Below are 26,366 nucleotides of genomic sequence, written 5' to 3'. Positions count from 1 at the left end.
CGGCTCGGCTCATTTGCTGCCCCTGCTCCCCTGCTGCCCCTGGTCGGCGGTATTTCCGACTGCTGGGGGTGCGGGTACGGCAGGGAGCTGAACTGCGGGTGCGGGCTGCTGGTCCGGTGCCTGACGTCCTAGGAAGGCGGCGACCTCGTCGGGGTTACCGAGGGCATCGGCCAGCATCCGAGCCTGCTCGAAGGACCGGGCCTGGATCTGCTCGATCTCCTTCTCCGCGTCGCTGATCGGCCACCCTGCCTCGGCCAGCATCCGCACACACGTCTCGAGACTGATGACCTGCGCCTTGTATGCGGTGGCGACCTGCTCGAGGACGGCGGCCTTGTCCGTGGGGGTGTACGGGCCGCGAACGATTCGAGCGGGGAGCGGGGTGGCCCCTGCCCAGTCCGGGTGCTGGCCGGCGAGGAAGAGGCGCTGCACGAAGCGGAGGAGGAGCCGGTCCTTGTGGTCGCGGGCGAGGCGCATCCCGGCGATGAGGGAGTCGAGGGGGCCGAGGGAGAGCTGCAGAGCGTACCCGGAGGGGACCTTGGAGGGATCCATGGTGCCGAGGGACACGGCCGGGAGGCGGACGATGCTGGAGGCACGGTCGGCGAGGTCGTGACCGTGCAGACGCAGCTCGGCAAGCTGCGGGGCCGTGTTCAAGGTGTCCATGCGGCCGGACTCCCCGAGCTGGAACACCATGCCGGGGGCAACGGCAAGGTGCGTCTGGTTCGTGGACTGCTTGCCGGACAGGCCGATGATCGGGGAACCGGTGGTCGCGGAGGCCCGGCTGCTGTCGGTGTCCGTGCCCTGGAGTTCGTCGAAGACCTGCAGAGCCTTCGCGAGGCTGCTCTGCCCCCAGTGCTCCTCGGCCGGCGGGACGCTGTTCGGGACGTGGATGACCGGTACGAAGTCGATGTACAGGTCGAGGTGGTCGAGGACTTCGCCGGTTCCGCTGGTCGCGAAGCTCGCCTTGTCCATGGGTAGGTCATCGACGTCGATGTTGCCCTTGAGGTCGCCCATCTCCCATGTGGCGTCGGTGAGGTAGCAGGTCCGGTAGGCGGGCTGGTCGTTCCACGGGTACATGCGGGAGATGGCCCCGCTGCTGTCGACCTGGTCGCCGCGACCGAGGACCGGCGCGGTGGGGGTGTCGTCGGTGGGGACGGACAGGACGGGGGCGCGGACGGGCCTGCCTGCACGGTCGACTCCGGACGCGGTGGTGGGGCGGATCCAGTCCAGCTCGTACGTGATGCGCCGCAGCCGCGGCTTGAGTCCGCGCTTGGCGTCCTCGGGGAGCTCCCATGCGATGTGGACGCGCTCCGGGTAGTCGGCACCGTCTCCGTCCTCGGGAAGCACGGGGAAGTAGAAGCCGGGGTCGTACGTTTTGAGGCGGGGCCGGTTCTTCGCCGGGTCCCAGTACAGGAGGTACACCCCGTCACCGAGCCCGACGGCCTTCCTCTCGCACTGAAGCATCCGCATGGGCAGCAGTTCGTCCTCTGCCCACTCGCGCAGCAGGGCCTGAACGCGTTCGGCTGCGGCGGCTGCGGTCTGGTCACCGGTGTCGGTCTGCTCCGCGCCGGGGACAGTGATGTGCTGCTCCCGACCCATGACATGCGCGACAAGCGTGTCGATGAACATGGAGGGGTCACCGAACTCGCGCCGCTCCCGTGCGCTGTCGTCGTCGCGGATCTGGGCGAGCTCGCCAGCCTGGTTGTTGTCGTACGCGGCGAGGAGCTTGTACGCGGCAAGGCGGCGTTCGTCAGCGGCCGGCACCCAGGACGCGTGGGCCTCAGGAAACGCGCGCCGGTTGGGCATGCCGAGCGACGGGTCGGCAAAAATTGGCTTGTAATTCAGCCACGACCACGCGTCGATGACCAGGCTCTTGAGGCCCACAGAGTTCCCTCCGCACCAGGCCCCGCGCCATGTGATCAGAGTACGGGCGCGGGCGCCTGGGGTTGCCCCTGCTCAGCGGCGGCCGGTCAGACGCTGGTCGCGGTACGCGGTGGTGGCGACGGCTGCTGCTGCGGGGTCGGCGAGCTCGGTGAGACCGTGCACCGCGGCGTCGAGTCTGTCTGGAGAGTCCATGCCCGGGATCCAGGACACGTACTGAACTTCCAGGCCGGGGAACTCGCCTACGTGGTGGACGTGCCCGTTCTCGTAGAGCTGCGCCACAGGCTCGGCGCGCAATCGCTTCCCGACCTTCGCTGTGACCTCGATGATCCGCGGCATGAGCAAGCCGCCGGTCAGCCTCTCGCGTTCGAGTTCAGCCCAGGCTTGCCTGAGAATCTGCGCGGCCATGTCGCCGCCAAAGTTCGCCTCCACGACGAACGCGTCGGCCTCGAGTTCGATGGCCAGGAGTCCAGCGGTCCGTCCCCACTGGGCGGCGCCCATCTTCGCGGACCGGTCGGCGAGGACGTACATCTCACCGGCTGCGTCTCGACCGGCTCCGATGAGGCCGACTTCGTCGCTGTCGTCGCGCCCACCTGCGGTGTCGATGGCGACGATGGTCCGGGTGAGGTCGACGCCTCGGAACGCTTGGGGGGTGATCCGGTTGTCGGTGATCCACGGCCATTTCCACACGCCGCCTTCGATGGGGCGAGGCTGCTGCTGGTAGAGCGCCCACCAGCCTCGTTCGCCGACGTCTTTCTTGAACCGGTCGAGGTGCTTGCGGCGGAAGCGTTCGGGCCACAGCGGTTCGCCGACCTCCCGGCCGAGGGGGTCGTTGTCGGTGAGGGCGATGGCGGGCAGGTCGAGGACGGTCCATCCTTCGGCGCCGTCTTGAAGGATGCGTCCGGCGAGGTCGTTCTCCGACCAGCGCGTCTGAATGACCACGATGGAGCCGTTCGGCTCCATGCGGGTGTTGAGGACTTGCTGCCACCAGTCCCACAGGTTCGCGAGTTTGACGGGGCTGTCGGCCTCTTTGGCGTCCTTCAGAGGGTCGTCGACAATTGCGACGTTTGCGCCCATGCCGGTCAAGGAGCCTCCGACGCCTGCGGTGACCAGCCCACCGGGGGTGCCTGCAAGGTCGAAGCGGTTCGCCGCCATGGACCCGTATCGCAGCTCGACGCCGATCTGAGGGCCCATTTCCTTGATGGAGTCCCTGATCCACCGGCCATGGCCCTCAGCGAGCTTCGCCGCGTAGGAGGCGATCATCACCCGGTGGTCGGGGTGCCGGGCCAGGTACCAGAGAGGCGCCCAGCGGGCTGCCCTGGCCGATTTGCCGTGCCGAGGCGGCATGTTCAGGAGGATGCGCATGCGCTCGCCGTTCGCGATCCGCACGAACGCCTTGTCGATGAGGTCGAGGTGGCGCGCCTGCCATTCGCGACCACTGGTCAGCACGGCCGCCATGGAGCCTGGGGACCGCTGGATCGCCATCTGCTTCTCAGCCCACGCGAGGACCTTCCGCAGTTCGGGGTCGGCCCCGCGAGCCACGGCGGTGCGCTGGGCTGCGGGAAGGGCACGGTAGCGGGCCAGTTGCTCCTCGATACGGCTGCTCACGGCCCAGTCGGCCCGTCGTCATCTTCGTCGGGGGTGGATGTCGCGGTGTTGTCGGGGGCGTCCTGGTTGAGGCGATCGGTTGCGGCGATGAGCGCGGCAAGATCATCGGGGCTGGCGCTGCTGAGTGCGAGGGGGCCGCCGTCGGCTCCGGTGACTTCGTTGCGCACGGGCATGTCGAGGCCGTTGAGCTTGGCCCGGCGGTCCATGAGCTTCAGGACGGTGTCGACGGCCTTCAGGTCGATGGACTGTCCGATCTCGTCGCCTTCCTTGTTGAAGACGGGGCGGAGTTCGGTGGCCATGGGCCAGGCGGCTGCGAGGAGGTCGTCGAGGCGCTCGTTCTCTTCTTGCCGGTAGGCGGAGGCTTCGGCGGCTTGTTCGTCGCGGCGTTCGCAGATGGCCCGGTAGAAGTCTTTGGTCGCGGCGCCGCGGGTGGTGTAGCCGAGGGCGAGGATCCGGGGGTCTTCGAAGTTGACGCCGGCGCGGCGCAGTTTGATGAGCTTGGCGCGGCGTTCGGCGACTTCGGCCATTTTCGCTTTTGAGTGGGGCATGGCGGTCGGGGCTCCCGCTGTGTGTGGTTGTCAGGCCCCGCGCCTGTCTTGATGATCCCTGATGTTCGGGTTTCGGTTCCCCCTGCCTGGCGTGGGTGGGATCCTGCGCGGCATGAGACGTGTGCGTGTAGTGGGGTGGGCAGCCGGAGTCGCGCTGTGTGCGGTGGTGACCGGATGCGGTTCGGGTGATGGTGAGGCGAAGGGCGGCGGGAAGCCGGCTGCATCGCAGAGTGCGTCCGTGATGGGGGTGGACGAGGCCCTGGACGCGTACACGGCAGCTGCTGCTCAGGGGTGCGAGACGGCGGACGAGTGTCAGGACCTGGTGACGGCGAAGCTGGGCGCGGCGAAGGACGTACGGGCGGCCATGAAGGCGAAGGACCCCACGAAGTTCGAGGAGCCGATCGGGTTCGTGGATTTGGCGGAGAAGCGGGCGGAGCATTACGGGCTGGACAACCTGGGCGCGAAGGGCAACAGTTTCGCGGTGTCGCAGCCGCTGCAGCAGATGGTGGCGTGGTTCCGGGAGCACCCAGCGTCCTGAGACGCACGTTGGCCCCCACCAGTTGGGGTGCTGGTGGGGGCCGGGTTGAGCCGCTGTGCGGTGGGGGTTGCCGCGAGTCGGGCTCGGGTGCGGTGGTTTGTGGCACGGCCCGTTGTGCGTCATCCGGGCGCGGGGACACCGTAAGACTCGGCAGTCCGGGCCGTGCAGTACCAGCGTGAGGTACGGAGGGCCGCTTGTCCGGGCTGGTATCCCCCCGCTCACTCCGAACTGCCGAGGTGGCCCAGGTCGCGCGGGTGGCGCTGTTCAGCGGGTGACGACGGCCTTGTCGAGGTCGCGATGCGTCAGGGCGACGGTGAGACCACGGCCGACGAACTGGGCGGCAAGGCCCTTGATGCCGAGTTCGTCGGCCATGGCGAGGTTGCCAGTGAGAACTGCTTCAAGGGCGATGGAGAAGGCGCCTGCCCTGTGGCGTCCGCCTGCGCATCCTCCGGCCACGGTGAGACCGGTGCCGGAAGGGCCGGCCAAGAATCCGTCGATCGTGGTGACGGTTCCGGTGAGGAGCTGCCGGATCCCGGGGGTGTTCATGACCGTGGCACGAACCGGTGCGTCGTTCGCGGTCATGTATCGGAGTTCGGGACTGACGTGCGGGTCGCGGAAGTGGTGGCGGAGATCGACTGTCAGGTGCGCCTCGGGGGCAGTTCCGTGGAGGTAGCCGAAGGAGATCAGCTTGATGGCGGGGGCGGTGGTCATGGATGGCCTTCCGGACTAGGCGGTTTGGCTGCATCCAAAGTACTCATATCCCATTGCTCGCGCAATAGTTTATAGGTTACTGGTTGGGATGGGGTGTCCGACGGATCGCGGTGTCGGTGGAGTCGTAGCCGAGGCGGTGGGCGGCGAGCATTCCGCCGCAGATGCAGCGGGCACTGCAGCTGTTGACTGGTCCCTTCTCGCTGCGAGGGGAAGGTCGATGCGGTTGGCGCGAAGCGCCCGGCGGAGGGGGCTTTGGTGGTCGGGTGTGTCGGGGTCGAGGTGGGCAACGAGGTGCCGTCCGCCGGGAAGACTGACGGTCACCACGGTGGCGCGGGGCACGGTCTCGGTCACTTGGGCAGCTGGTTCCGTGTGTGGGCGATGACGCCGCGGGTCTGGGCGTTGATGCTGCGCTGGTCGACGGTGACGCTGCCGTTGTAGTGGTGGTGGACGGGCGCGGGCGCCGCTTCGACTACGGCCTTGGCTTTGCCGACAAGGCGGGCGATGGCGAGGACGAGCACGGTGGGAGTTCCGAAGGCGATGGCGCACACTGCGGGGTCGGCGTACCCGGAGGCGAGCATGACGAGGGAGGCGCTTCCGCCGACCATGAGGCTGGCGGCTCCCCCTGTGAGCATGAGGGTGCTGGCGTCGGTTGCGCGCTGGCTCATGGGCGGCCGTCCGGGCTGGGGAACGGGCGGGGCTGTGCCGACTGTGGGGAGTGTGGTGCGGTCGCGGAAGGCGGTGGGCTGCTGGTCGGCGAGAGCTTCCTCAACGGCGTTGATGAGTTGCTGGGCCTGGTCGTTGGTCTGCTTCGGGGCGGGCAGGTAGGCGTTCATGGGGTTCCTTACGGGGCGGCGGGTGGTGAGGGCAGATACAGAAAGCCCCCGGGTTCGACCCGGGGGCTTTCCTGGTCGCGTGCTGGGTCAGTCGTCGTCCTGGGTGTTCTGTGACATCTCGTTGAAGTAGATGGCAGCGAAACGGACGGCTGCTGGTTCGCTGAGTCCGGCCTTCTTCAGGCCGCTGATCAGCTCAGCCATGTGGAGCATCGCTTCGTCCATCGGTGTCATCTTCAGATCCGGGAACTCTTCCGACTGCATGGGGAACCTCACCGCTCTCAGGGGCCGCGTAGGTTCCATCATCGCCCTTGACGAGCTTGTTCTGCAGGCCAAGTTTGGCGCACAGGTCACGGAAGGTTCGGTCGGACTTGTCGTAGCCGGCCCTGACCATGAGCGGGTACACCTCGGACGGTTTGGCCGGTCGGCCCTGGGCCGAGAACAGCTCGACGGCGAGGTCGTCGTTCGACTTCGGGCGCGGTGACGACTTCGCGAGTTCGATCGCGGCCTCTTGCTGTGCGGCCCGCTCGAGCTCGTCTTCGTCGATGAGGGCCGCGGTCAGGCGCGGAATGTCGGCGCTCTTCCCGGAGGAGGGCGGGGCAAGCGTGTAGCCCTCGTCATCGGTGGCACGGCCAAGCAGAAGGTCGTACGACGCCGGTGTCTCCCAGGAGCTGTACAGCTCCCACACCGACTCGTGCATCCGGTCGGGGGTGACGTTGCCGTATGCGTCGCCGCGCAGGTTCGGGATGATCCGGGCCCAGCGCTGCGACCAGGCGAGACCCATCGCCTTCGCCGTGATCGGGTCCATGTCCGGCCTGATGTCGGAGAGCTGCCGCGCCGCGTCCATGAACAGGGACTGCATCCGGGCATAGTCATCGCTGCCCTCGTCGAACGCTTCGGCCATAGTGGCGTAGGCCTTCGCCGGTGTCGGCTGGAAGGGGCCCTTCGTCGTCGACATGTACGCCACGGTGCCCGGGTCGGTGAAGATGGCCATGTCGGGGGCGCCGGTGTCCGGGAACAGCATCTGGAGCTCGCTGGCGTTGTTCGTGCGGAGCCCGATACGGCCCGGGGTGAGCTCGTCCATGGTGCCGGTGATGTAGTCGCGGGTGGCGCGCAGTCCGGTGTTACTGACGCGGACGTTGACGCTGCGCCCCTCTTCGATGATGAAGTCGATGCCCCCGAGGACGTCGTCCGGCATGGACTTCGTCTCGTCGACCCGGATGTGAATCACGGGGATGTCCGGGCGGGCGGGCAGGTTGTCGACATCTTCGTCCTCGAGGAGGTCGGCGTACTCGGTCTTGCGGGCTGCGATTGCATCCTTGGCTGCCTGGATGACGAGGCGGCACTCGTCCTCGGTGGTGGCCGGCCAGTCGATCAGGGGGCGGCCGATACCGTGCCGCAGGTACGGGTTCACGAAGACCGCGGACATCTTCGCCGAGGTGTCGAGGTCGATGACGATCGCGTCGACGCAGCGAACGAGTCCGAGGCCGAGCGTTTTCATCAGGGCAGTCTTGCCCGAGCCCTGGGCACCGATCGCGATGAACCCTTCGTCCTTGAGGTTCAGGCCTGCTTCGGCCCCGTTGCCGACGACGCCGAACCCGACCGGCTTGTTGATCGTGGTCGGGGTCAGGCGCGGGTACGGGATCGCCCCGGACATCATGTTCTTCCGGGTGAGCGCGATGAAGACGACGTGCCGGGGGACGTCCGGGCCACCGGTGTTGAAGGACACTCCGCCGCCCTTGGGGAGGTGGAGGGCGCCGGCGAGGGCGGCTTCGTACCCGCGGAGGGCGTCGATGTTCATGTGCGCAGGCAGCGTGATCTTCACAGTCTCGCCTGCGCCGCTGGGCCACTTGTCGACGATCGGATCGGCGACGGCGCCTTCGATGCCGCACACGTCTTCGAGGAGGCGGGCCCACGAGTCCTGCGCGCCCTTGATCTTCTCGCCGTGCTCGAGGCGGCGGTCGAGCTCCTTCTCGGCTTCACGGGTTCCTTCGCCCCACCGGTCCATGCCGATGTTGACGGCCGCGCCGGTCGCCCAGATAGCGCCGCCGAACGCCATCTTCAGCAGGGTCGGGCCCTCGGCGAGCGTGTACGACAGCCATCCGGTCATGGACAGCCACGTGGCGGCTCGGGCGACCGTGACGCGCCGCCACGATCCGCGGGCCTTCTCGTACATGACCGCTGCGCCTGTGCAGATGACCCCGGCACCGGCGCCGGCTTCCCACGGGATGTCGGCGAGCGGGGCGACGAGTGCGGACGCGACAGCAAGTTCGCTGCCCCATGCGACGAGCCGCCCGGGGGTGACGGCGTCCGTTGAGAAGTCCCATCGCTTCGGTTTGTCGGTGAACGTCACCGGCAGTTCTGCACTGGACACGACTTGTCTCCCTTCCTGGTTACTCGGACGACCCGCGTCGGCCGACGACGTCCCACTTACGTTCGGCTCGCGCTCCCTTGCCGGCGCGGCCCTTCGCGTTCAGGCGGAGCTCGCGCTGATGCACCTTCTGTGCCGCCTTGATCGCCTTCTTCAGCTCGTCCGAGACGCGGCGTACCTGCCCGGCGGTCCGGGCAACGGTCTCGTCGACGACGCCCTCGGTCGGCCACGTCTTCTGCATGCGCCGGTAGAGCTTGTTGATCGAGTCGGCAACGGCATCGACACCGGCGGCCGAGCCTGCGACCTCGGACAGGACAACGACCATGTGACCGCGGGTGAAGCCCTTCATGAGGTCGATGAGCTTTTTCGTGCTGCCGTCCGAGGCGGGTACGAGCTTGCTGCCGCCCTGCCCGCTGCCCGACAAACTGCCAGCGGGCAGGGCGAGGCGTGCGGAGTGCGCCGAGGCGATCGCGGCGCGCAGCTTCGCGGCGTCGAGCGTCCCGGACGCGTTGCGGATGTTCCACCGTTCCTCGCCGACGCGCGGGTCGAGGACGCGGATGATGTCCTCTCGGTGCGCCTGCACAAAGACGACCATGATGTTTTCCGCCATCACGCCGGCGGTGCGTGCGGCAACGGCGGCGTTGTTCAGGTGCTTGATCACGGACGGGTGGAGGGGTGCCGTACGTGTGAGGGCGCGTCCGGCTTCCTGCACGGCGGTCGACAGGTTCTTGCACATGTTCGGAATGCCGGTCAGTTCGACGATGTGGTCGGCCATGTCGGCGTCATCGTCGCTGTGCAGGCCGTGGGCGAGCTGTTCCGCCATGGCGCGCAGGATCGCGTAGGCCGTGGTGCCTCGGAAGTCGATCTGTCGCGCGATGGCGACGCCGCCCGTTCGGGTGCCGGTCGGTGCGACCTGGATCGCGGGGTAGTTCACGGGGGTGCTCCTCGGTTTCTCTGCTGCCTCGGTCAGGGCGAGCAGCTGCTCTTCGTTGTGCAGTTCGAGGTCGATCCGGCGGTTCTCCTCCCGGATCACTTCGACCTTCACCTTGCTCGGGTCGCCCATGTCGCCGTCTCGTGCGGCCTTCTCGGCCGCTTTCTTCCCGGTGGCGATTGCCTTGCGGCGCCGCTTCTTCTCGCGCTTCGTACGGACGAGGGCGATGCGGTCCTCGTCGATCACCTCGGCGTCGATGACCTCGCTGGGCGGTCCGGCGGGCTTCGGCGGCAGACCGTCATCGACAATCTCGGCGTCGATGAACTCGTCGTTGTCGGCACCGCCGCCGCCCTTCGGGCCCTTCGGGTCGAGGCCGTCGCGAGCGGTCGACGACGAGACGTCGCCGTCGCTGCCCTTTTTCCGGTCCTTCTTCGGCTTGTCGCCGCGGCCGTCCCACGGCTTCGGGCTGTCGGGTTGCGGGCCCCGGTTCTTCAGCCACTTGCGCCCCTTGCTGTCCTTCGGGGTCTTCGGGTCTTTCCGGCTGCTGGTCTTTGGATCGGTGCCGGCGCTCTTCCTTGAGCAGCTGTCAGAGCCGTTGTGCTTGCCGTTCTTGGGCGCCTTGTCGGTTTTGACCCGGTTCTTGAGTTTGTCGCCGAGGCCCTTCCCGAGTTTGCTGAGCTTGTCTGCGACCGGGTCCTTCACCTTGGGCTTCCGGCGATTCCCTGCCCCGCCTGCCCCGGCCCCCGTTCCGGTCCCGGTCGCGATCCCGCGGCCGTTTGGCGAGCGGTGACGGCCGTCGCCCGAGTGGTTGTTCCTGCCTGTGCCGCCGCCGTTCCGGCCGCCACTTCTGCGCCCGCTCCCAAATGGGGCGCGTCCCGAGTTCGTGGCGCCAGCGGCGTTGCGGTTGGCGTTCTCGTTGTGCTCGCGGCGCCTGCTGCGCCACATCGCGGCGGCGGCGAGGGCCGGGCCGGCGACGCCGCCGACGATGGCGCCGACCGGGCCGCCGACGAGGAAGCCGACCCCGATTGCTGCCGTCTCGCCGCTCACGCTGTGTGAGATCGCGGCGTATCCGTTTCGCAGCGAGTTATCCCTATTGCCCTGGGATTGACGCGGGGCGGGGCGGGGCGGGGCGGCGTTGCGGGGCTGCTGAACAACCACGAGGGGGCCCTGTGACCCGTTGTCGCTTCCGCCCCGCCCCGCCCCGCCGCCGATATGGTCACTCTGCGTACTGATCGAGAATGTCGCCGAACTGGGCTCGATCGGGGCAATCGTCTCCGCGCTCACCTCCTGCACTTCCTCTCGTCGAGTCCCGGATTGACGTCCTGAAGGGAGTTACTGACGCCCCCAGAGGCCTCGTACGGGTACTGGTGGCGCAGGTTCTCGATGTGCTGCAGGGCCACGAACAGCTCGTCGCGGATCTCGTCCATGTCCAGGTCCGGGGTGCGGGGCCCGGTCGTCTCGATGGCGTCGGTTCCGGTGGGGCAAATGTCGGGGCTCGTGAACGAGGACGAAGACGGGGCCAGGGTGGTGGGCATCGGAGCTCCCTAAGGGTCGGGTCGGGCAGGGGTGATGCGGTTAGAGGTAGCCGCCGTCGGTGGTGGCACGCTGCTTGTTGATGCGGGACAGGACGGTGCGCACGTATGCGGCGTCCGCATCAATGCCGTGATGCGCGAGGCGCTGCACGATCTGCGGCGCTGATGCGGCGGGGTCCGCATCACGCATCACCCGGACTGCGGCGGCCTTGCTCATGCCGTCAAGGCGCGGCGCTGCATCGTCGGTGTGGGGCGCCGCAGCACGCGCCTGTGCGGTCCGCGTCAGGGGCGCATCACTGGTCTCATCAGCGGCTTCACCAACCGCAGCAGTACGGTTCGCGGCCGCAGAGAGCATGGCGCGCTGCGCCGACGATGCGGTGAATGCGGCGGGTGCGTCAGTGATGCGGTGGATCTGCTGCGCCTCACTGATGCGGTGCGCGTCATCGGCCGTATCACTGGGCGCATCACCGGCGGTCAGTTCGAGGGGGCGGCGGCGCGTCAGTTCACGGGTCTTGTCCTGCCGCATCAGTTCGATGTCGAAGTCGACGGACACTTCGGCGATCTGCCGCTCGGCGTCCATCTCGCGGCGCCGCATCTCGATGCGGTGCTGCGCCTCTTCGAACGCCATGCCGCGCTCCATGGCGGCGAGGGTGTGGAGTTCGTCGTCGGTGAGGGCGGCGGGGTCGCGCATGTCGGCCAGGGCGAGAACCCAGACGACCTTCGCGCCGAGGGGCAGGAACGGGCCGACGGCGGCCATGGCCGTGTTGTTGCTGTCAATGCCGTGCCAGACGAGGAACGCGGCGACGGCGAGGAGAGCGGCCCAGCCGAAGGCGGCGACGGGCCACCGAGTACCGCCGATCCGGATGCCGCGGTACTCGGCGTAGATGACCGCGCCCCAGACGACGTCAGCTCCGGCCGCGACGGTGAAGCCGGCCGGTCCGGCGCCGAGGAGGTCGACGAGGCTCCATGTCGTCCAGACCAGGGAGGCCAGGGACAGGATCGACGCCAGGTAGGTGAGCGACGATGACTTCCGCTTGTTGGTGGTCGGCTGCGTAGCCGGGGTGGTGGTCACGGGGATCGGTGTCCTTCCTGGGCGTGGTTCGGGGGGCAGGCGGCGATATGGGCGAGGCAGCGAGCGGCGGCATGCTGGCCGGTACTGCGGGCGTGGTCCCGGAGGGACGCCCGGAGTTCGGGATTGAGGTTGCTGACTGCCTGGAGCCACAGGCGGTCGTCGCTCGTGTGGTCGGCGCGTTCCTTCTGCCAGATCTGGTTGAGCTGCTGAAGGAGTTCGGGGTGGGTTTCCGGGGTGGTGGTGATGGCGTGGGTGAGGGCGTGGGCTGCGATCTCGTGGTGTCGTGTCAGCACGGCGGCTAGGGCGGTCATCGGCTTCGGTTTCCTTTCCAGGTGAGTGCGGTGAGTGCTGCGCAGACGAGAGCGGGGACGGGCTGGTTGGTGTAGGCGGCGAGGAGGGTCAGGGTGAGGAACGCGTAGGTGGCGAAGTGGCTGCGCATCAGGCGGTGGTCTTCGGTGTGCGTCGGGTGGGGAGCCAGAGGCGGCGCTTCGGCTCGGGCTCGACAACCTGGGGGGCGGGCGCAAGCTGCGTGGCTGCGGCGGCCAGCACAGCGAGGCTCTCGGCGATGCTGGCGAGGTACTGGTTCGTTTCCTTCTGCTGGACGGCGAGGGCGACGAGGGCGTGTGCGGTGGCTGCCTGCGAGCCGTCCTTGATCGGGAAGTCGCCTGTCGGGTGACGCCCGTCGAGTGCCTGCTTGGCCCTGCGGATCATGTCGGTGGTGTTCATGGCGGTCGGTGTCCTTCCTGGTCGTGGTGCGGGGCGGGTGGTCAGGCGGCGGTCTGGGTGCGGTGGTTGTGGCGGCAGATCGGGCAGGCCTTCTCGTTGCCGTCGACACCCCAGGCGAGGGACAGGTAGAGGCCGACTCCTACGAGGGCGGCGGTAGCCACGGACGGGCCGGTGAGCGAGCCCACCGCCACGAGGGCGACGCCGAGGATGGTCGCCACGATGTTGGTGCTGATGTGGTGGATGGCCTGGAGTGCCTGGTAGGCGGGGTAGGTGAGGCGGCGCATCCGGAAGGCGAGGCGGGATTCGTGGCTGGTCTCGGCGATGACTTGGTAGCTGTCGATGTCGCTGTCGGTCCAGGTGGCGGGGTTGCCGTGCTGGTTGCGGAACTGGGCGGGGGTCATGGCTGGTCCTTCCTGGCGGATGGTTGGGGTGGTGCGGGGAGTGCCCTGGGCCGGAGTCGATCCGGCAGCCTCGCGCCGTGTTCCAGGGCGGTGGGGTCAGCGCTGCGGGTGTCGGCTCGACGCGTGGTTGTTGATCCAGATCCGGGCGTTGTCGGGGTTGACCATCCAGGGGCTGGACTTTCCGCAGTCGCAGCGGCCCGTGTGGCCGAAGCCTCCCGTGTCTGCTTCCACCCGCGTTCCGGGGGCGGACGAGCCGGTACTGGTCTTCTTGCCGAGCATGTGGTGCTCCTTCGAGTCGGGGTCCAGCTGGTCCGGCCTCTCTGCCGCCACCAGCCGCGGGGCTGGGGACGACAGGGCGGGCCGGGTCAGGCGGTCTTGGTGCGGCGGAGGGAGAGCCAGAAGCGGCGCTTCGGGGCAGGCTGCACGTTGGCCGCCATAGCGATCGCGGCGAACGCCTGGGAGACCGTGGCGAAAGCGGCGGCGCGACCGTGCCGTTCTTGGTAGATGTCGCTGATGATGATTCGGTCGGCTTCCTGGGCGTAGGCAATGGCTTGGGCGTAGGCCTCGGGGCCGGTCATCGTCGTGGTCTGAATCTGCGTGGTCATGGCGGGTCCTTTCCTGGTCAGTTGCCGTCGATGGCGGCGGAGGCTTCGGATGCGGGCTGGTGCAGGTCGGGGTCGGTGAGGTTGAACACGGCCTTCTGGCCGTGCTTGCGGGCCTGTTCCTGCTGGTCGATCGGCAGGGTGCGGAGGGCGGGGTTGGTGTCGGCGTCGGACAGCCGGCCAACCAGGTAGGCGAGGGCGGTGAGAACGTCAGCACCGTCGGAACCGGCGAGCGTGGCGAGGAGAGTCTGGGTGGTGTCGGTGGACAGTTGGCCCGCCTCGGCGGCCGCGGCGGTTTCCCGAATCCCGGCAAGGATGTTGCCGATGCCGGGGATCCAGGAGAATCCGGCGAGGTCGTCGAGGGTCTCGGCGAGCTCGCTGTCAGGGTTCGTCTTGGTCGTCACTGCTGGCCCTTGGTGAGTTCGGCAAGACGGGCGGCGGCTTCCTGCGCGGCCGCGAGGTCGGCGGCGGCCTGGGCACGGGCGGCTTCCATGGCTGCGGTGGCTGCGGCGTGCGCCTGCTGCTCTTCAGCGGTCATCACAGGTCCCCGTCCCACTCGCCAGTGACGAGCTGCTCGTACGCGGCGAGGGAGGCTTCGGCGTCCTGCGAGTCGAAAACGTCTGCGAGGTAGGAGTCGGGGTCGATGTCCGCGAAGTGGTCCTCAATCTGGGCGATGAGGAGCGGGTCGAGGTCGGGGGCCGTTTCGGGGGTGCGGCCGGCCTGGTAGTCGGCGGGCACGGCCAGCGCGTACTCGGTGACCGCACTGACCGCGTTCGCCGTCTCCTGGACGGCACGGGCTCCGAGGATCGCTTCGCCGATGTACTCGCCGGTGATGGTGCGGAGGGTGACCCTCACGGTGGGGGCCTGGTCGGGGTTGTTGAGGGTGTCGGCACCGTTGAGGTGCTGCAGCTCGGCGAGGAGGCGGAGGACGGCTTTCGTGTTGTCGTCCATCACGCCACCTGCTGGATGACGAGCCGGCCGGCGCCGCGCTTCACACCGGCCGCGATCAGGCGGCGGGGGGCGACGGTCGGGGTGGTGGCGCTGTGCGGCCCGTTGTGGCCCTTACTGAGGGCGCAGTAGAGGTAGGTGAGCCCGGCGCCAGCCGAGTGCGACCTTGCCTGGGGACCGCATTTGGGGGCTGCGGCGGTGGTGGAGTCGGTGGTGGGTGCGGTGTGTCCGGTGATGCGGTTACGCTGATTCACGCGGATCAACCTCCTGTTACGGCAGGTGGGACACGGTTCGTCGGATCCTTTGGGGTCCCCGAGAGGCCTGGGTGTATGCGCACCTGGGCCTCTTGGCGTTTCTGGACCGCCGCCGTTTCCGACAACCTCAATGTAGACCCATCGCGACCCTCAGCGCTACTAGTAGCGCTAGTTGTTTTCTTGGACTACCCTCAGGGGGACACCGCTGCACACAAAGAAGTGAGCAGTCCACGACAGAGAAAGGAGGCAGAACATGTCCGAGACCCCCGGGTATGCGGAGATCGCTGCGCACTTTCGTCAGCAGATCCAGGACGGAACGCTTCGGCCCGGCGACACGATGCCGAGTTTCAAGGAGTCCGGCGCCCGGTTCGGGGTGGCTCATACGACCGTGAACCGCGCATACCGGGTCCTCAAGATGGAGGGGCTAACCCTCACCAAGCCGGGCGTCGGGACGATCGTGGCGGCGCCGGCTAGCACTGGCATCGGCACTCGGGTTGCCCTGCATGCTGCTACAGGTAGCGCCCTGGATGGCGGTGAGTCGTCGCGGATCCTCGAAGTGGGCACCGTTGGTGCTGACGCACTGGTCGCACCCCGACTGGAAGTCCCCCCGGGTACGCCTGTGCAGGTGCGGCGCCGGGTCGTGAGCAGGGGTGGCATGCCCGTACACCTGAGCAGCAGCTACTACCCCGCCTACGTAATAGCGGTGACGCCCGAGCTTCAGGAACCGGTCTCAACCGGGGCTTCGCGGGAGCTGGCTGCGTCACGGCTGGGCGTTGCTCAGGATCAAGTCCTTGAGGAGGTAACCAGCCGGCTTGCCACGACAGGTGAGAAGGAAATGCTGGGGCTGACTGCCACTGAGGTGGTGGTCACTCAGATCGTCCGTACCGTCACGCTGGAGGACGGCCGTGTCGTCGAGGTGGCCGTCAAGGTCGCTGAGGGCTCGACCATCCTCCGCTGGACCACGTCACTCCGACCGCAAGAAGGGAACGGTGACGCCTGACCTCTGACGCGTCCCAGCTGCCAGCCTGGACGCACGAGCGGCCGACCGGTCATCACCCGGCCGACCGCCCCATAGCCGCCGACCTGCGAAGACAAGCGGCTACGTGAACCGATCCGCGAAGAAGGGTTCGTCATGAGTCTATGGGCTTTTGCGAGACTCCGAAAAGGTCACGGGGGGTGTGCACCTCATGGTCACCACTCCCACCCCTGACAACCTCCCGCCGTACGTGACCTTCGAGGTAGCCGCCAAGCTCCTCGTCGAGCTCGGGCTCCTCCCGCACGCCACCGGCGACACCATCCGCTACCTCGCCCGCACGCGGGACGACTGGCCATTCGGTGAGGGGCAGCGACTTCCGTACATCCGTATCGGCAACGCCAGGACGATGGAGACCGGGATATTCCTGGAGTACTTCCGGAAGCGTCCGGCGCAGCCGGATGTCAGAGGACCGGACAAGAAGCCGCGGGCTCGGCGTCCGCGCCGATCATGAGCCGGTTACGTCCCGGCATAGCCGCGGCTCGCGGTAGTCCTGGGCACGCAAGAAGGCCGGGGAGTTCGCAGCTCCACCCGGCCTTCAAAGCGCAACAGCGGATCGCAGCCCGCTGCAACAGACACTCACCCTTGAAAGAGGTGTCCCCGTGAGGGTACCTGTAGCAGTCCACGTCACCGCAAGGCCACACAGCGTGATCGTCCGTACGACGGGGGTGACCGCATGAGCGACGAGGCGTCCGACTTCGACGAAAACTCCGACGAGGGCATCCCCGAGGAGTGGCCCACCTTCTACACGCCCGTACCTGTGTGGGTGCTCTTGTGCGGGTGCAGTGCGCAGGCCTACCGGATGTACGCGTTCCTGGCCGAGCACATCAACAACCGGACCCCTGGCAAGCGCATCGCGTTCCCGTCCCAGAAGGCCATCGCGAGAGCGATGGTCCTGAAGGACTACCGAGACGTTGCAAAGTACCGAGATGAGCTCGCCGAGCTCGGGGCGATCCGGTTCGAAGAGTTCCGGTACGCCGGCGGGATGCGGCGCCGGTACCGGTACTGGGTTCGATTCAACCCTCCGGAGGGCTATCAGGGTGTGCTGTCGCTGGCGCAGTTCTATGACGCGAACCCTGACGTCAAGGCCAAGCGTTCCCAGTCACTGAAGGCTACTGCTGAGAATGATTCCGCAGGTCAGGCCGGAGGTGGGGAAAAACCCACGTCCGAAGGTGGGCGATTTCCCACGTCGCAGGGTGGGGAATCGCCCACTGCCCAACAACCAGACCCAGAGCAACCAGACCCACTTGAACTAGACGGTGATGCCCCTTCGGGGCGTAGCCCCGCTGATGCCCGGAGGGCTACTGCAGGAGGTAAGGGCTTGAGCTCGAGCGGCTCCGCCGCGTCCGGCAAGAAGCAGCCCTTTCGACTCACCCCGACACAGCGGCGAACGGTCCAGGCGGTGCGGGATCTGCTGCCAGCCGATCTGAGGGCCGTATTGCCGCCACGGACGCCCCCGAACGTCGCCGACGGCATCCTGGCCGCCCTGGCTGCTGGGACGCCGCGAGAAAGGACACCGCAGCAGCTGGTGGAGCACCGGGTGGCGGTCCGCTGGAACGGGTACTGGGCGACGAAGTTCTACGCCGGCGAGCTCGGCAAGGAGCCGTTCGGTCCGCTGCTTGCCATGGTTGAGGACAAGCAGGAGTGCGGCAGCGGATCCTGCGAGGACCGGGCGGACATTTACACCGGGGGCGGGTGCCAGGCCTGCGAGATGCGGGTCGCGGACAAGCGGGCCGACCGGGAAGCCGCGCGCGAGTATCCGGCGGCCCCGGCCCCAACCGCGGCTCCTTCCAACCCGCCGGCGACGCCTACACCCGAACCCCTCCCCTCCCTGCCACCGCTGGGTAGCGGGGACAGACCGAACGAGACCTACAAGCAGATGCGCGCCCTGACCGCTGGTCAGCGCACCACACCTCGAATCCGACAAGGAGCTCAATGAGCAACACGGAGCAGACGCAGACCAAGCTGGAGAAGTCGGCCCAGGACGACGGCGACGCACCCGCCGTGGAGGAGTCGCCCTACCTTCTCGGTGCCCTCATGGAGGGCGTTCTGGATGACGTTGAAGCGCTCGGAACACTCAAGCGCACCGAGACGGTCAACAGCCTCCGCGGCCTGCAGACAGGGTTCACTGACTTCGACGCCCTGACAGGTGGGCTGACGGGCGGGAGCCTCACCGTGATCACGTCCCGTCCCTCAATGGGGCGCACCACGCTGCTGAGCGACATCTGCCGCAACACCGCCATCAAGAACGACGTGCCCACCATCGTCTTCTCCCTTCAGGAAGACCAGAAGCGGTTCATCACGCGTATCCAGGCTGCAGAGTGCCGAATCGCGCGGCACCACATTCACTCCGGGACGATGACCGAGGAAGACTGGATCAGGATGGCCCGCCGGATGCCTGACATTGCCAAGGCGCCCATGTACATCCGAAGCTCAGCAAAGACGAGCATTGCGACTCTCGCTCTGGACGCGGCCGAACACGTCGCTTCCGACGATGTGCAGTTGATCGCGATCGACGGCCTGCAGAGCATCATTCCCGCCGTGCATCACAAGTCGCGCGCCCGGGAAATCAGCGACGTGGTTAACAGCCTGAAGGAACTGGCCATGGATCTGAACGTTCCGGTGGTGGTCACCTCGGAGATCTACCGCCGACCGAACGCCCCTCTGGGGCAAATCCCGCACCTCGACGACCTGAACGAGTCGGAAGCAATCGCGTTCACGGCGGACATGGTGATCCTCCTGCATCGCGACGACGCTTACGACCGGCACTCGCCGCGCCAGGGCGAGGCAGATCTACTCCTGGCCAAACACCGGCAGGGGCCCACGGCAACACTGACGGTTGCGTTCCAGGGGCACTACGGACGGTTCGTCGATATGGCTCAGACTCGATGACCAACGCTGAAGCACCAAAGAGGAGCGGCAAGGCGATGACCGACAAGATCCCCTACACGCACTGGGCGTACTTTCCGGACAAGACCAGCGCGGAACGCTGCCGTCAGGAGCTGGGCAACTACGTGACCCGGATCAAGGCGCCACGGCAGGAGGTCCCGGAGTGGCTGCTGCTGGCCGGCCGTGATGTGTCGATCGACGACCTGGTGGAGCGGCACGAGGAGGTCGCGGCGATCGTTGAGCTTCACGGCGGTATGTACGACGGCGGTGAGGCCACGTATCTCGACGGGAGGCCCGTGGTGGATCCGATGCTTGTCCAGCGCGGTGATGGCCTCGGCACGGGCGCGATGCCGTAGCTGCTGTCCCTGTGGAGCAGTGCCACCTCGAGACCGCGGCGCACCCGCCCCGTTCTGACGCCCTGTCCGGGCCGGCTTTCGGTGTCGGCCCGGACAGCGCCTGACACCGTGACATTCGAAAACCCGAAATGGACGATTACCTCATGACGAAGCCCCGCCTCTCCATCGAGGAACACCGCGAGCTTGGAATGCGCCTGGCCGCAATCCGCGACGAGCTCCTGCACCTGAACATCCAACTTCAGCACGCCTACCCTCGGTCCGGGCCTGAATCCGAGCCCGCACGCCGCCTGGACAAGGCGCGCCAGGCCGTTGGCGAGGCGCGCTGCGAACTCGACCACGCCTACTTCCGCGAGCATCCCCGTCAGATGGACACGACCACTTACTACCCGCGCTCCGAGGACCGGGTCTACCGGGCATGATTTGTTGTGCGGATGCGCGACCAAGCGTCTCGCGATCATGGGGAGGGTTTCATATGGAGGAGAGTCCCGGCGTCTACCGGTGGCCGACGTACTTTCACGAAGCGAACTCGTCAGACGTCCTGTACATGCAGGAGGAAGGCGTGCTGACTCTGCCTGTCGGGACAGGGGTCTTGCTTGGCAGCGGTGATCGCTTCCGGGTGGTGGACTCCTGGTTCAGCTACGACCACCACGGGGTCTTCGCTGACGGCCAGCACGTCTTCCTCGTACCGGCCACTGGGGGAGACGACCGCCTTCGGCAGCTCGCCCCCGACTACTTCCGGGAAGACCCCGACGACTGAGCGCAGCGACACGCCGCCCCCAGCCCGCACCGGGTTGGGGGCGTTGTCGTCCGACTCTTCAGGTGACAGCCCGGCATGGGGCCCCACCACGAGCGCACTGTCCCCCCTGCGCCCCGGACCGACGTACTGGTCTGGGGCGCAGGCGTGTGGACCGAACCCTGTAAACCATTGCTCGCGCCATAGGTTATGAGCTAGTGTGGGATCGCCCAACCCGCCCGAGCCCACCAGCCTCGCCAGGCAGACCAGCAGGCAGGGGCAACAGTCCGGGCCAGCCAAACGATCCTGAGAACACCCGCCCCAAGAACGGACCCACATGATTCGGACCACGTACAAGGGCCGCGAACTGAAGGTCCTCAAGTCCCGGGCGCCCGGCTGCGTCAAGCAAGTCGTCGGCGGCCGCGTGAAGAACGACCGGTGGGAGGGCACCGAGCAGGACGCCCTCGACAACCTGAAGCTCATCATCGACCAGCTCGACGAAAACGGGCCCCGGTGGGCCGGCGAAGAGGCCCCGCACTGGTGGCCGGCCGGAACCAACACCACGACGGGGCGCCGGTGAAGGCCCCGAACGGCTGCCAGCACTGCGGCATCGAGCAGCGCACCCACGCCCGCCAGTGGACCGCCGAGGCCGGCTGGCACGCCTGGACCCGGCCCACGCAGGATCAGATCAAGTCCCGTATGCACGCTCGCCGTCTTACCGCCACCGAGGAGACTCCGTGAGTACCGAGACTCTCACCCGGTTCCGCTGCGATGCCCCCGGCTGCCAGACCAACGGCATCGGGCACAACAACATCACCCCGCCCGACGGATGGACCATCCTCAAGTCCATCGCGCACATCCCCGTCGTCAAAACCAGACCGCCAGTGGGGCGCCGGCGCCGGTCCAGCGTCCTGTCGTACAGCGAGCGCTGCTACGGCGGGTTCTCCCTCCACCTGTGCCCCGAGCACCCGGACGCGTTCAACGCCCACCAGCCGATCACAAACGGGTACGGTTACAACGCGAACGTGTCGGTGTCCTGCTCCTGTGGGGCGACCCTCGGGATGACACCGCCAGCCACGATGGTCGGCCGCTACCCGTCGAGCGCACCCGAGCACGCCTGGTTCAACCACCTGCCTGCGGACCTCCGCTGGTACCTGTGGCGCGGCGAACGCCAGTGGGCCGTCCGGGCCGACTACCCGAACGCCCGGATGGAACAGCAGCGGACCGAGGACGACGCCCGCCAGTTCATGGCGAAGTACGGGGGGACCGTCTTCTTCCGTGACGCCGAGGGCGACGGATGGGTGAAGGCATCATGAGCGCCGGCAAGGATCTTCTCGCCTGGCTAGAGCGCGCTATCAGCCAGCGCGAGGATGCAGCCTTGCGAGGACAGAATCCCTCCAAGTGGCTGTGGGCCCTGGCTCATAACCCGGAGATGATACTGCGCCACTGCGCCGCGGAGCGGAGGACCTTCGAGCTCCACGGCGGCCGCGGGCACTCATGCCCCGCCTTCGACTACGACGGTGACCTGGACGAGCACGCCCGGTTCTCCGACCACGAGACGTGCCCCGTCATTCGGAACATGGCCGAGGCCTACGGCTGGAAGGATGACGCACGATGAGCGCCTCCCCGATCACCAATCTGTCCCACACATCGCACACCGGAGGACGAATGCCGTCACGAATCCAGTGCCACCGCACGAAGGGCTGGCGTACCCCGGAGAACATGGTCGTCGTGCGCCGGCCGTCCAGATTCGGGAACCCGTTCACGCTCAGCATTGCCGAGGAGTTGGGCTACGAGGCCCCTCGGGCTGCGGCAGTTGAGTTCTTCACCGAGTGGCTGCGCGGCAACCGGGACACATGGCTGTCCGACGAAGCCGACCGCAAGCGCGAACGGGTCCTCGCCGACCTGCACCTGCTCCGCGGTAAGGATCTCGCCTGCACCTGCCCGCCCGATGTGCAGTGCCACGCCGACGTACTCCTTGAGTGGGCGAACCTGCCCGAGACTGAGCTGGCCGAGCGCATCGCCCGTACTCGTGCCCGGGTCGACCGCAACCGGGTCTTCCACGGCGACGAACCGCTTGCCGAACTCCTGGCAGCGGCCTGAACCGCACGCCCCCGCACTCGAACCGGCCACCACCCCGTGTGGTGGCCGTCGTCGCTGTACGCCCCGTGTGGCGCCGTACAACCACCTCAGCACCCCAGGAAACTCCCGTACCGGCCGGATCGCGCCCTACCGCACTTGACAGCCCGTCCGGACCCTGAACCGTATGGGGGACACCAAAGCGCCACTCACCGCCACGGAATGGGCCGCACTCCAACAAACCGAAGACCACGCGCAAGGCATACGCGACGGCGCCATCCCCGGCCCCCGGCCGGCACCCGCATGCCCCGACTGTGGACTTACCGGAGACATCCACCCCACCTACTACGGGTAGTGGATCCGGCTCGAGCCCGAAGACCCCGAACCGCTCCTCGCCCACACCGTCCCACCCCGGCAACGCTGGCACATCGACACCAGCGGAACCGCGTGGAACGCCCAGGACGACGAACCGCCGGCCGGAGGGGACTGCCGGATCAGTCACCACATCGTCTGCCCACGAACCGAACGCCCCGATCTCACCCCATGGCTGACCGCCCGAACCGAAGCGAACCGACTACGGGTTGAACTGCTTGAGGCCCGCCCTGCCTAGGACGACACTGCCTGACCCCGGTACCGTGTCCACCGGCCGGGTTCGGTTCACCACCCGGTGATCAGTTCTTCACCCCGGCCCCCTGTACCCCGGATCAGCGCTCTGGCCCGGGGTACAGCCGTGCCTCCACCCACCACACGGCCCGGTCCGGCACCCTGTGCCCATGACCGACATCTTTGAGCACGCCCCGCAGGTCTGGAACGCGGCTCAACTGCGCGAAGCGCTCAAGGACCTCCCCGACGACGCACCCATCCACATCGGCGTAGCAGAAGACCCCGGCGACTTCGACGGATACCGCGACGGCGTCCTCGTCGACGCCCATCAGGTCGAGAACTGGTGGCCGGCCACCTCCACCCAACCGGAGCGCACCGAGACGGAGAAGGCGATCACCTTGTTCGCCGACTGGAAGCCCGACCGCTACCACCATCTCGACTGAACCGTCCGTGTCTGTCGTCTGGCCCAGACCGGATGTTCACCGCGGGGCCGACAGTTCGCCGTCGATGTCGCCGGGGCGTACCTGAATGTCGGTGCTGAGGGACGCGATGAGTCGACCGTCCAGTGCCCGGGGCACCAGGGCCACGGCCCAGTAGGCGACAGGCGGGCCGGACAGGTCCCACTCGGCCTCGACCACGCGGACGGGGCGGCCGTCGTGCAGGCGTACGTCGGTGCCTGAACTGTGGCCGCCATGGCGGGCGGTCAGGTGGAGGTCGATGGCCTCCTTGGTGCCCATCCAGAAGACGCCGTCCCGGTCTGGGTAGCCGTTGTAGTTGGTGTACTCCACCCAGGCCCGGTCCCATTGGCGGGCCAGTTGCTCGACCTTGCCCAGCCAGTCGGCCTCGATCATGTCGCGGGGGGATCCCCGGTCGTCCAGGGAAGCGAGGTAGGCGCTGATCCTGGGCTTGAGGTGCTTCCACCAGTGCTCGGGATGCTTGGACAGCCATCGGGCGGCGGCACGGTCCAGCGGTTCCAGTGCCGCATCGACTGCGGCCTGGTCGCCAGCCTCGACGGCGGCACGCAGCTCGGCCGGGCGCAGCAACTGGGGCTTGGAGTCGGCGAGCCACGCGTAGACGAGTGCCAGCAGTAGCACGTTGTCCTCGGAGCGGTGGCCGGTGGCGCACCCGGTTGTCTCGGCGATGTGGCGGGCGCGGCCCGACGGGAGTTCAGCGGCACGGCGGAGGTAGAAGTTCGCGTGCTTGGCATCCTGCGGGCGCCAGGCCCGGCACACGTACCCCGGGTGCGGGGAGCTGTCGCACCCGGTGGCACAGGCAACCGCAGGGAGCACGCGCCACTCGTGGTCCGGCTGCTGTTCGTCCAGGCGCCGGTGGGCAGCGGTGTAGGAGATGCCCTCGCGCGCGGCAAGGTTCCGGGTGGCGCGCTTGGCGTGCTTGTCGCTGGTCATGGCGGTTGTCGCTCTCTCGGCAGCAGGTCCCACGCTCCCGCCACCGGCGAGCTCGGCATGGCAGGAAGCACATCCACACGGAGGCGGGGCCCCTTGTCCTCAGTCGCCAGCCCCGGCGTGGGCGGGGAAGGCTCGGAGTCGGGCCGCGTGCGGCGGCCGGGCTCCACGGTACCGAGACACCTGTCACCGACACGCCGTCATTTTCCGTGAACATCCAGAGTTCGGACGGCTGACGAGCACTACTTGGGGGTTGTCGCCCACCGCATCCACTCCATCAAGCCATGAGCCGCGGCCTGTTCCCGGGTTGCCCACTTCTCCCGCGATCCGATCGGTCCCAGCGCCGCAAGATGGTACTTCCATCCGTCCCGGCCGCTACGCGACGCACCCCCGTACGACGGCGTCACGACGACCAGGACCGTGCCATCCTCAGCCGCCACATTCCATGCGCGAGTCGTCGACCAGTCGTCGATCTCATCTCAACCCATCCCAACTCATCTCAGTCATGAGTTGGCATGGGTTGAGATGAGATGAAACAGGGTTGCGGGTAGAAGCCGTGGTAAAACGGGCGCCGGGACTCCAACGGCGACCAGGAGAACGAAGCTCATGAGCGATGCCACCCCAGACGTTGCGGTTGAGGAAGACAACGCGGTGCTGACGTGCCTGTACTCCGGGTGTGGGAGTCCCCGGGAGCCCAAGAAAGACCCGTCGTCACCGGGCCCGGCACCGAAGTACTGCGAGCGCGAGGACCACAACGCGTCCACGGCCTGGCGGGCCAAGCGGCGAGCGGCGTCCGGAGGGGGTGAGGCCGGCCGCGCGGCAGAGCAGCCCGAGACCGACAAGCCGGTCACCGACTCTGCGGCCGACGCTGTCAACGTCCGGGAAGAGGTGATTCTCAAGGTCGACGGCCTGCGAGCCGACCTCGAGAACTACGTCACGCTCCTGCAGACCGTCACCGACCCCGAAGCGGCCGAAGCTCAGGTGCTGGCCGTGGAGAGCGCAGCGAACGCCCGGGTCGCTACCGCAGAGGGGCGTGCGGACTCGGAACGGACCCAGCGGATCGCCGCCCAGGCGGCGAAGAAGGCGGCGGAGGAGGAGACGGAGGAGGCCAACGCAGCGGCCGAGGCGATGGAGCGGGAGCTCAAGGCCGCCCGCGCCGAGTTCAACGCCGAGATCGAGCGCATCAAGGCCGAATCGGCGCGCGACGTCCAGGAGGCCCACGACCTCCAGGAGGAGAAGCGACAGGAAGCCGAGGCCTCGATCGCGGAGGCCCGCCGGAAGGGCGAGGAGCACGCCAACGCCGCTCGCCAAGGCGCGGCCAACGAAATTGCCGAGATCAAGCGGCGTACCGCCGAAGAGGTCAAGGCGGCGGGCGACAAGGCCGGGAAGAAGGAGGTCGCCGCCGAGGAGAAGGTCGAGGGGATGACCCGGACGCTCGAGGAAGAGCGGGCTGCCGCGGCGAAGCGGGTCGAGGAGGCCGACGAGAAGACCGCAGCCGCGGTGAAGCGTGCCGACGAGGCGCAGGAGACCGCGCGGCAGGCCCGGCGGGACGCTGAGGCCCAGGTGAAGGCAGCGAAGGAAGCAGCCGGCACCGTCCAGGCTGGCCTGGAGAACGAGCTCCTCCGCACGACAAAGCGCTTGGATGACCAGGAGAAGCGGGTCGACGCGTTGCGCGACCCGCTCGACGACGCGAAGGAAAAGCTGCGTGCGGCCGATGAGCGGACGCGTGCGGCGGTCGCCGAAGCGCTGCGCGAGAGGGACGAAGCAGGTACGGAGTAGTTCCTCCGCGGCGACTCGTCTTGCCGCTACGGTTACAGAAGGGCCCGGTATCGCACCCCCGTCGATGCCGGGCCCTTCCGGCTGTCCTGCTCGTCCAGCCACCACGTGATGAGCCTGATCCCGGAGCGGAGCGGCGGCCCTGTACGGGTGTCTGGCCGCTGGGCCGGTAGGAACACGCCAGCGGCGAGAGCGCCCCGCGGGCCGAGCGAATCCGTGAGGTCCGGGTGCGGGCCCGGTGTCGAAGCTCCGGGCCCGCAGGGGCAGGCACGGGGATCAACGACGGTGTAGGCCAAGGGACACCCTCAATCCTCATATTCCATTGCGAACGCCATGGAATATGAGGTAATGTGAGCCCTCTCCCCAGCACCGCCAACCCGACCAGGGGCAACACCTCGCCGGTTCGGCGCCAGGCTGGAAGAACCCCTTCCCGAGGAGCCGCCGCATGCCTGACAACTGGCCGTTCGGCACCGACGCAGACCGCAACGACCCGCTGACCGCGCTGCGCGTACCGGCCGTCGACAGCTTCAACCCGATGTGGCGT

The 26,366-nt window shown here is 67.8% G+C and carries 36 protein-coding genes; 16 read left to right on the top strand and 20 right to left on the bottom strand.

Translation table 11 applies throughout. The features are described 5' to 3' along the window. Positions 1-9: 9 nt before the first annotated feature. The 3 genes from ACZ68L_RS34320 to ACZ68L_RS34310 form a co-directional block, all read right to left on the bottom strand. A complete protein-coding gene (locus tag ACZ68L_RS34320) occupies positions 10-1,881 on the bottom strand; it encodes a hypothetical protein (protein ID WP_469585120.1) in 1,872 nt (623 codons plus the stop codon). A gap of 72 nt (positions 1,882-1,953) precedes the next feature. Further along, the gene (locus tag ACZ68L_RS34315) at positions 1,954-3,486 is read right to left on the bottom strand and encodes a terminase large subunit domain-containing protein (RefSeq protein ID WP_469585117.1); all 1,533 of its coding nucleotides are present in this window, start codon (positions 3,484-3,486) and stop codon (positions 1,954-1,956) included. Then, positions 3,483-4,034, bottom strand: a complete 552-nt coding sequence (locus ACZ68L_RS34310) for a hypothetical protein (RefSeq protein ID WP_469585113.1) — start codon at positions 4,032-4,034, stop codon at positions 3,483-3,485. The genes ACZ68L_RS34315 and ACZ68L_RS34310 overlap by 4 nt, the downstream gene beginning before the upstream one ends. A gap of 112 nt (positions 4,035-4,146) precedes the next feature. On the opposite strand from ACZ68L_RS34310, the gene ACZ68L_RS34305 reads away from it, so the two are divergent. Beyond that, on the top strand, positions 4,147-4,572 hold the full coding sequence (locus tag ACZ68L_RS34305; protein WP_469585110.1) for a hypothetical protein: 426 nt from the start codon (positions 4,147-4,149) through the stop codon (positions 4,570-4,572). A gap of 264 nt (positions 4,573-4,836) precedes the next feature. Here the strand turns inward: ACZ68L_RS34305 and ACZ68L_RS34300 are convergent, their stop codons facing one another. From ACZ68L_RS34300 to ACZ68L_RS34225, 16 genes are all read right to left on the bottom strand, one after another. After that, the gene (locus tag ACZ68L_RS34300) at positions 4,837-5,283 is read right to left on the bottom strand and encodes a RapZ C-terminal domain-containing protein (protein WP_469585107.1); all 447 of its coding nucleotides are present in this window, start codon (positions 5,281-5,283) and stop codon (positions 4,837-4,839) included. A 347-nt stretch (positions 5,284-5,630) separates the two neighbouring features. Then, complete coding sequence (locus ACZ68L_RS34295; protein ID WP_469585104.1) at positions 5,631-6,116, bottom strand: hypothetical protein; 486 nt, start codon at positions 6,114-6,116, stop codon at positions 5,631-5,633. Positions 6,117-6,309: 193 nt separating this feature from the next. Then, positions 6,310-8,487, bottom strand: coding sequence for a hypothetical protein (locus tag ACZ68L_RS34290; RefSeq protein WP_469585102.1), 2,178 nt, complete (start codon positions 8,485-8,487; stop codon positions 6,310-6,312). A 19-nt stretch (positions 8,488-8,506) separates the two neighbouring features. Next, complete coding sequence (locus tag ACZ68L_RS34285) at positions 8,507-10,462, bottom strand: hypothetical protein (protein ID WP_469585099.1); 1,956 nt, start codon at positions 10,460-10,462, stop codon at positions 8,507-8,509. A 233-nt stretch (positions 10,463-10,695) separates the two neighbouring features. Next, positions 10,696-10,950 (bottom strand): hypothetical protein, encoded by a 255-nt coding sequence (locus tag ACZ68L_RS34280; RefSeq protein WP_469585097.1) that lies wholly within the window; start codon positions 10,948-10,950, stop codon positions 10,696-10,698. A gap of 40 nt (positions 10,951-10,990) precedes the next feature. Next, entirely contained in the window at positions 10,991-12,019 is a 1,029-nt protein-coding gene (locus ACZ68L_RS34275; protein ID WP_469585094.1) for a hypothetical protein, read from the bottom strand. Continuing rightward, positions 12,016-12,330 carry a hypothetical protein gene (locus tag ACZ68L_RS34270; protein ID WP_469585092.1) on the bottom strand — a complete coding sequence of 105 codons (315 nt, stop codon included), beginning with the start codon at positions 12,328-12,330 and terminating at the stop codon, positions 12,016-12,018. The genes ACZ68L_RS34275 and ACZ68L_RS34270 overlap by 4 nt, the downstream gene beginning before the upstream one ends. Further along, positions 12,327-12,458 carry a hypothetical protein gene (locus tag ACZ68L_RS34265; protein ID WP_469585089.1) on the bottom strand — a complete coding sequence of 44 codons (132 nt, stop codon included), beginning with the start codon at positions 12,456-12,458 and terminating at the stop codon, positions 12,327-12,329. The genes ACZ68L_RS34270 and ACZ68L_RS34265 overlap by 4 nt, the downstream gene beginning before the upstream one ends. Next, positions 12,458-12,745, bottom strand: a complete 288-nt coding sequence (locus ACZ68L_RS34260; protein WP_469585086.1) for a hypothetical protein — start codon at positions 12,743-12,745, stop codon at positions 12,458-12,460. Before ACZ68L_RS34260 ends, ACZ68L_RS34265 begins: the two co-directional genes overlap by 1 nt. Positions 12,746-12,786: 41 nt before the next feature. Continuing rightward, positions 12,787-13,146 (bottom strand): hypothetical protein, encoded by a 360-nt coding sequence (locus ACZ68L_RS34255; protein WP_469585083.1) that lies wholly within the window; start codon positions 13,144-13,146, stop codon positions 12,787-12,789. A 96-nt stretch (positions 13,147-13,242) separates the two neighbouring features. Continuing rightward, positions 13,243-13,425 carry a hypothetical protein gene (locus tag ACZ68L_RS34250; RefSeq protein WP_469585081.1) on the bottom strand — a complete coding sequence of 61 codons (183 nt, stop codon included), beginning with the start codon at positions 13,423-13,425 and terminating at the stop codon, positions 13,243-13,245. A gap of 86 nt (positions 13,426-13,511) precedes the next feature. Next, complete coding sequence (locus ACZ68L_RS34245) at positions 13,512-13,751, bottom strand: hypothetical protein (protein WP_469585079.1); 240 nt, start codon at positions 13,749-13,751, stop codon at positions 13,512-13,514. Positions 13,752-13,768: 17 nt separating this feature from the next. Next, positions 13,769-14,152, bottom strand: a complete 384-nt coding sequence (locus tag ACZ68L_RS34240) for a hypothetical protein (RefSeq protein WP_469585076.1) — start codon at positions 14,150-14,152, stop codon at positions 13,769-13,771. Then, a complete protein-coding gene (locus tag ACZ68L_RS34235) occupies positions 14,149-14,286 on the bottom strand; it encodes a hypothetical protein (protein ID WP_469585073.1) in 138 nt (45 codons plus the stop codon). Before ACZ68L_RS34235 ends, ACZ68L_RS34240 begins: the two co-directional genes overlap by 4 nt. Further along, on the bottom strand, positions 14,286-14,699 hold the full coding sequence (locus ACZ68L_RS34230) for a hypothetical protein (protein ID WP_469585071.1): 414 nt from the start codon (positions 14,697-14,699) through the stop codon (positions 14,286-14,288). The genes ACZ68L_RS34235 and ACZ68L_RS34230 overlap by 1 nt, the downstream gene beginning before the upstream one ends. Continuing rightward, on the bottom strand, positions 14,699-14,950 hold the full coding sequence (locus ACZ68L_RS34225; protein ID WP_469585068.1) for a hypothetical protein: 252 nt from the start codon (positions 14,948-14,950) through the stop codon (positions 14,699-14,701). The genes ACZ68L_RS34230 and ACZ68L_RS34225 overlap by 1 nt, the downstream gene beginning before the upstream one ends. Before the next feature lie 253 nt (positions 14,951-15,203). Here ACZ68L_RS34225 and ACZ68L_RS34220 point away from each other — a divergent pair, with 253 nt between their 5' ends. The 14 genes from ACZ68L_RS34220 to ACZ68L_RS34155 all read left to right on the top strand — a co-directional run bounded on the left by ACZ68L_RS34220 (position 15,204) and on the right by ACZ68L_RS34155 (position 23,086). Beyond that, positions 15,204-15,950 (top strand): GntR family transcriptional regulator, encoded by a 747-nt coding sequence (locus ACZ68L_RS34220; RefSeq protein WP_469585065.1) that lies wholly within the window; start codon positions 15,204-15,206, stop codon positions 15,948-15,950. 187 nt (positions 15,951-16,137) lie between these two features. Beyond that, on the top strand, positions 16,138-16,437 hold the full coding sequence (locus ACZ68L_RS34215) for a hypothetical protein (protein WP_469585062.1): 300 nt from the start codon (positions 16,138-16,140) through the stop codon (positions 16,435-16,437). A gap of 222 nt (positions 16,438-16,659) precedes the next feature. Then, positions 16,660-17,922 (top strand): hypothetical protein, encoded by a 1,263-nt coding sequence (locus tag ACZ68L_RS34210; protein ID WP_469585059.1) that lies wholly within the window; start codon positions 16,660-16,662, stop codon positions 17,920-17,922. Further along, positions 17,919-18,875 carry a DnaB-like helicase C-terminal domain-containing protein gene (locus ACZ68L_RS34205; protein WP_469585056.1) on the top strand — a complete coding sequence of 319 codons (957 nt, stop codon included), beginning with the start codon at positions 17,919-17,921 and terminating at the stop codon, positions 18,873-18,875. The genes ACZ68L_RS34210 and ACZ68L_RS34205 overlap by 4 nt, the downstream gene beginning before the upstream one ends. Next, positions 18,872-19,228, top strand: a complete 357-nt coding sequence (locus ACZ68L_RS34200; protein ID WP_469585052.1) for a ribonuclease E inhibitor RraB — start codon at positions 18,872-18,874, stop codon at positions 19,226-19,228. The genes ACZ68L_RS34205 and ACZ68L_RS34200 overlap by 4 nt, the downstream gene beginning before the upstream one ends. A 143-nt stretch (positions 19,229-19,371) precedes the next feature. Next, positions 19,372-19,647, top strand: coding sequence for a hypothetical protein (locus tag ACZ68L_RS34195; protein ID WP_469585048.1), 276 nt, complete (start codon positions 19,372-19,374; stop codon positions 19,645-19,647). Between the two features lie 53 nt (positions 19,648-19,700). After that, positions 19,701-19,985 (top strand): hypothetical protein, encoded by a 285-nt coding sequence (locus ACZ68L_RS34190; protein WP_469585045.1) that lies wholly within the window; start codon positions 19,701-19,703, stop codon positions 19,983-19,985. Positions 19,986-20,298: 313 nt separating this feature from the next. Then, positions 20,299-20,541 (top strand): hypothetical protein, encoded by a 243-nt coding sequence (locus tag ACZ68L_RS34185; protein ID WP_469585042.1) that lies wholly within the window; start codon positions 20,299-20,301, stop codon positions 20,539-20,541. Then, the gene (locus ACZ68L_RS34180; RefSeq protein ID WP_469585039.1) at positions 20,538-20,702 is read left to right on the top strand and encodes a hypothetical protein; all 165 of its coding nucleotides are present in this window, start codon (positions 20,538-20,540) and stop codon (positions 20,700-20,702) included. The genes ACZ68L_RS34185 and ACZ68L_RS34180 overlap by 4 nt, the downstream gene beginning before the upstream one ends. Continuing rightward, on the top strand, positions 20,699-21,277 hold the full coding sequence (locus tag ACZ68L_RS34175; protein WP_469585036.1) for a hypothetical protein: 579 nt from the start codon (positions 20,699-20,701) through the stop codon (positions 21,275-21,277). Before ACZ68L_RS34180 ends, ACZ68L_RS34175 begins: the two co-directional genes overlap by 4 nt. Beyond that, positions 21,274-21,579, top strand: coding sequence for a hypothetical protein (locus tag ACZ68L_RS34170; protein ID WP_469585033.1), 306 nt, complete (start codon positions 21,274-21,276; stop codon positions 21,577-21,579). Before ACZ68L_RS34175 ends, ACZ68L_RS34170 begins: the two co-directional genes overlap by 4 nt. Further along, complete coding sequence (locus ACZ68L_RS34165) at positions 21,576-22,064, top strand: DUF4326 domain-containing protein (RefSeq protein ID WP_469585027.1); 489 nt, start codon at positions 21,576-21,578, stop codon at positions 22,062-22,064. The genes ACZ68L_RS34170 and ACZ68L_RS34165 overlap by 4 nt, the downstream gene beginning before the upstream one ends. 334 nt (positions 22,065-22,398) lie before the next feature. After that, positions 22,399-22,650 (top strand): DUF6083 domain-containing protein, encoded by a 252-nt coding sequence (locus tag ACZ68L_RS34160; RefSeq protein WP_469585317.1) that lies wholly within the window; start codon positions 22,399-22,401, stop codon positions 22,648-22,650. A 163-nt stretch (positions 22,651-22,813) separates the two neighbouring features. Beyond that, positions 22,814-23,086, top strand: coding sequence for a DUF6225 family protein (locus ACZ68L_RS34155; protein ID WP_469585024.1), 273 nt, complete (start codon positions 22,814-22,816; stop codon positions 23,084-23,086). A gap of 36 nt (positions 23,087-23,122) precedes the next feature. Here the strand turns inward: ACZ68L_RS34155 and ACZ68L_RS34150 are convergent, their stop codons facing one another. After that, a complete protein-coding gene (locus ACZ68L_RS34150) occupies positions 23,123-24,049 on the bottom strand; it encodes a hypothetical protein (protein ID WP_469585022.1) in 927 nt (308 codons plus the stop codon). Positions 24,050-24,652: 603 nt separating this feature from the next. Between ACZ68L_RS34150 and ACZ68L_RS34145 the strand changes: the two genes are divergently transcribed. Then, on the top strand, positions 24,653-25,825 hold the full coding sequence (locus ACZ68L_RS34145; RefSeq protein WP_469585020.1) for a hypothetical protein: 1,173 nt from the start codon (positions 24,653-24,655) through the stop codon (positions 25,823-25,825). The last annotated feature ends 541 nt before the right edge of the window (positions 25,826-26,366 follow it).

The organism is Streptomyces sp. NPDC104309, from assembly GCF_055584025.1.
The sequence above is the reverse complement of the archived record's forward strand: the minus strand, read 5'-3'. Positions and strand labels throughout refer to the sequence as shown.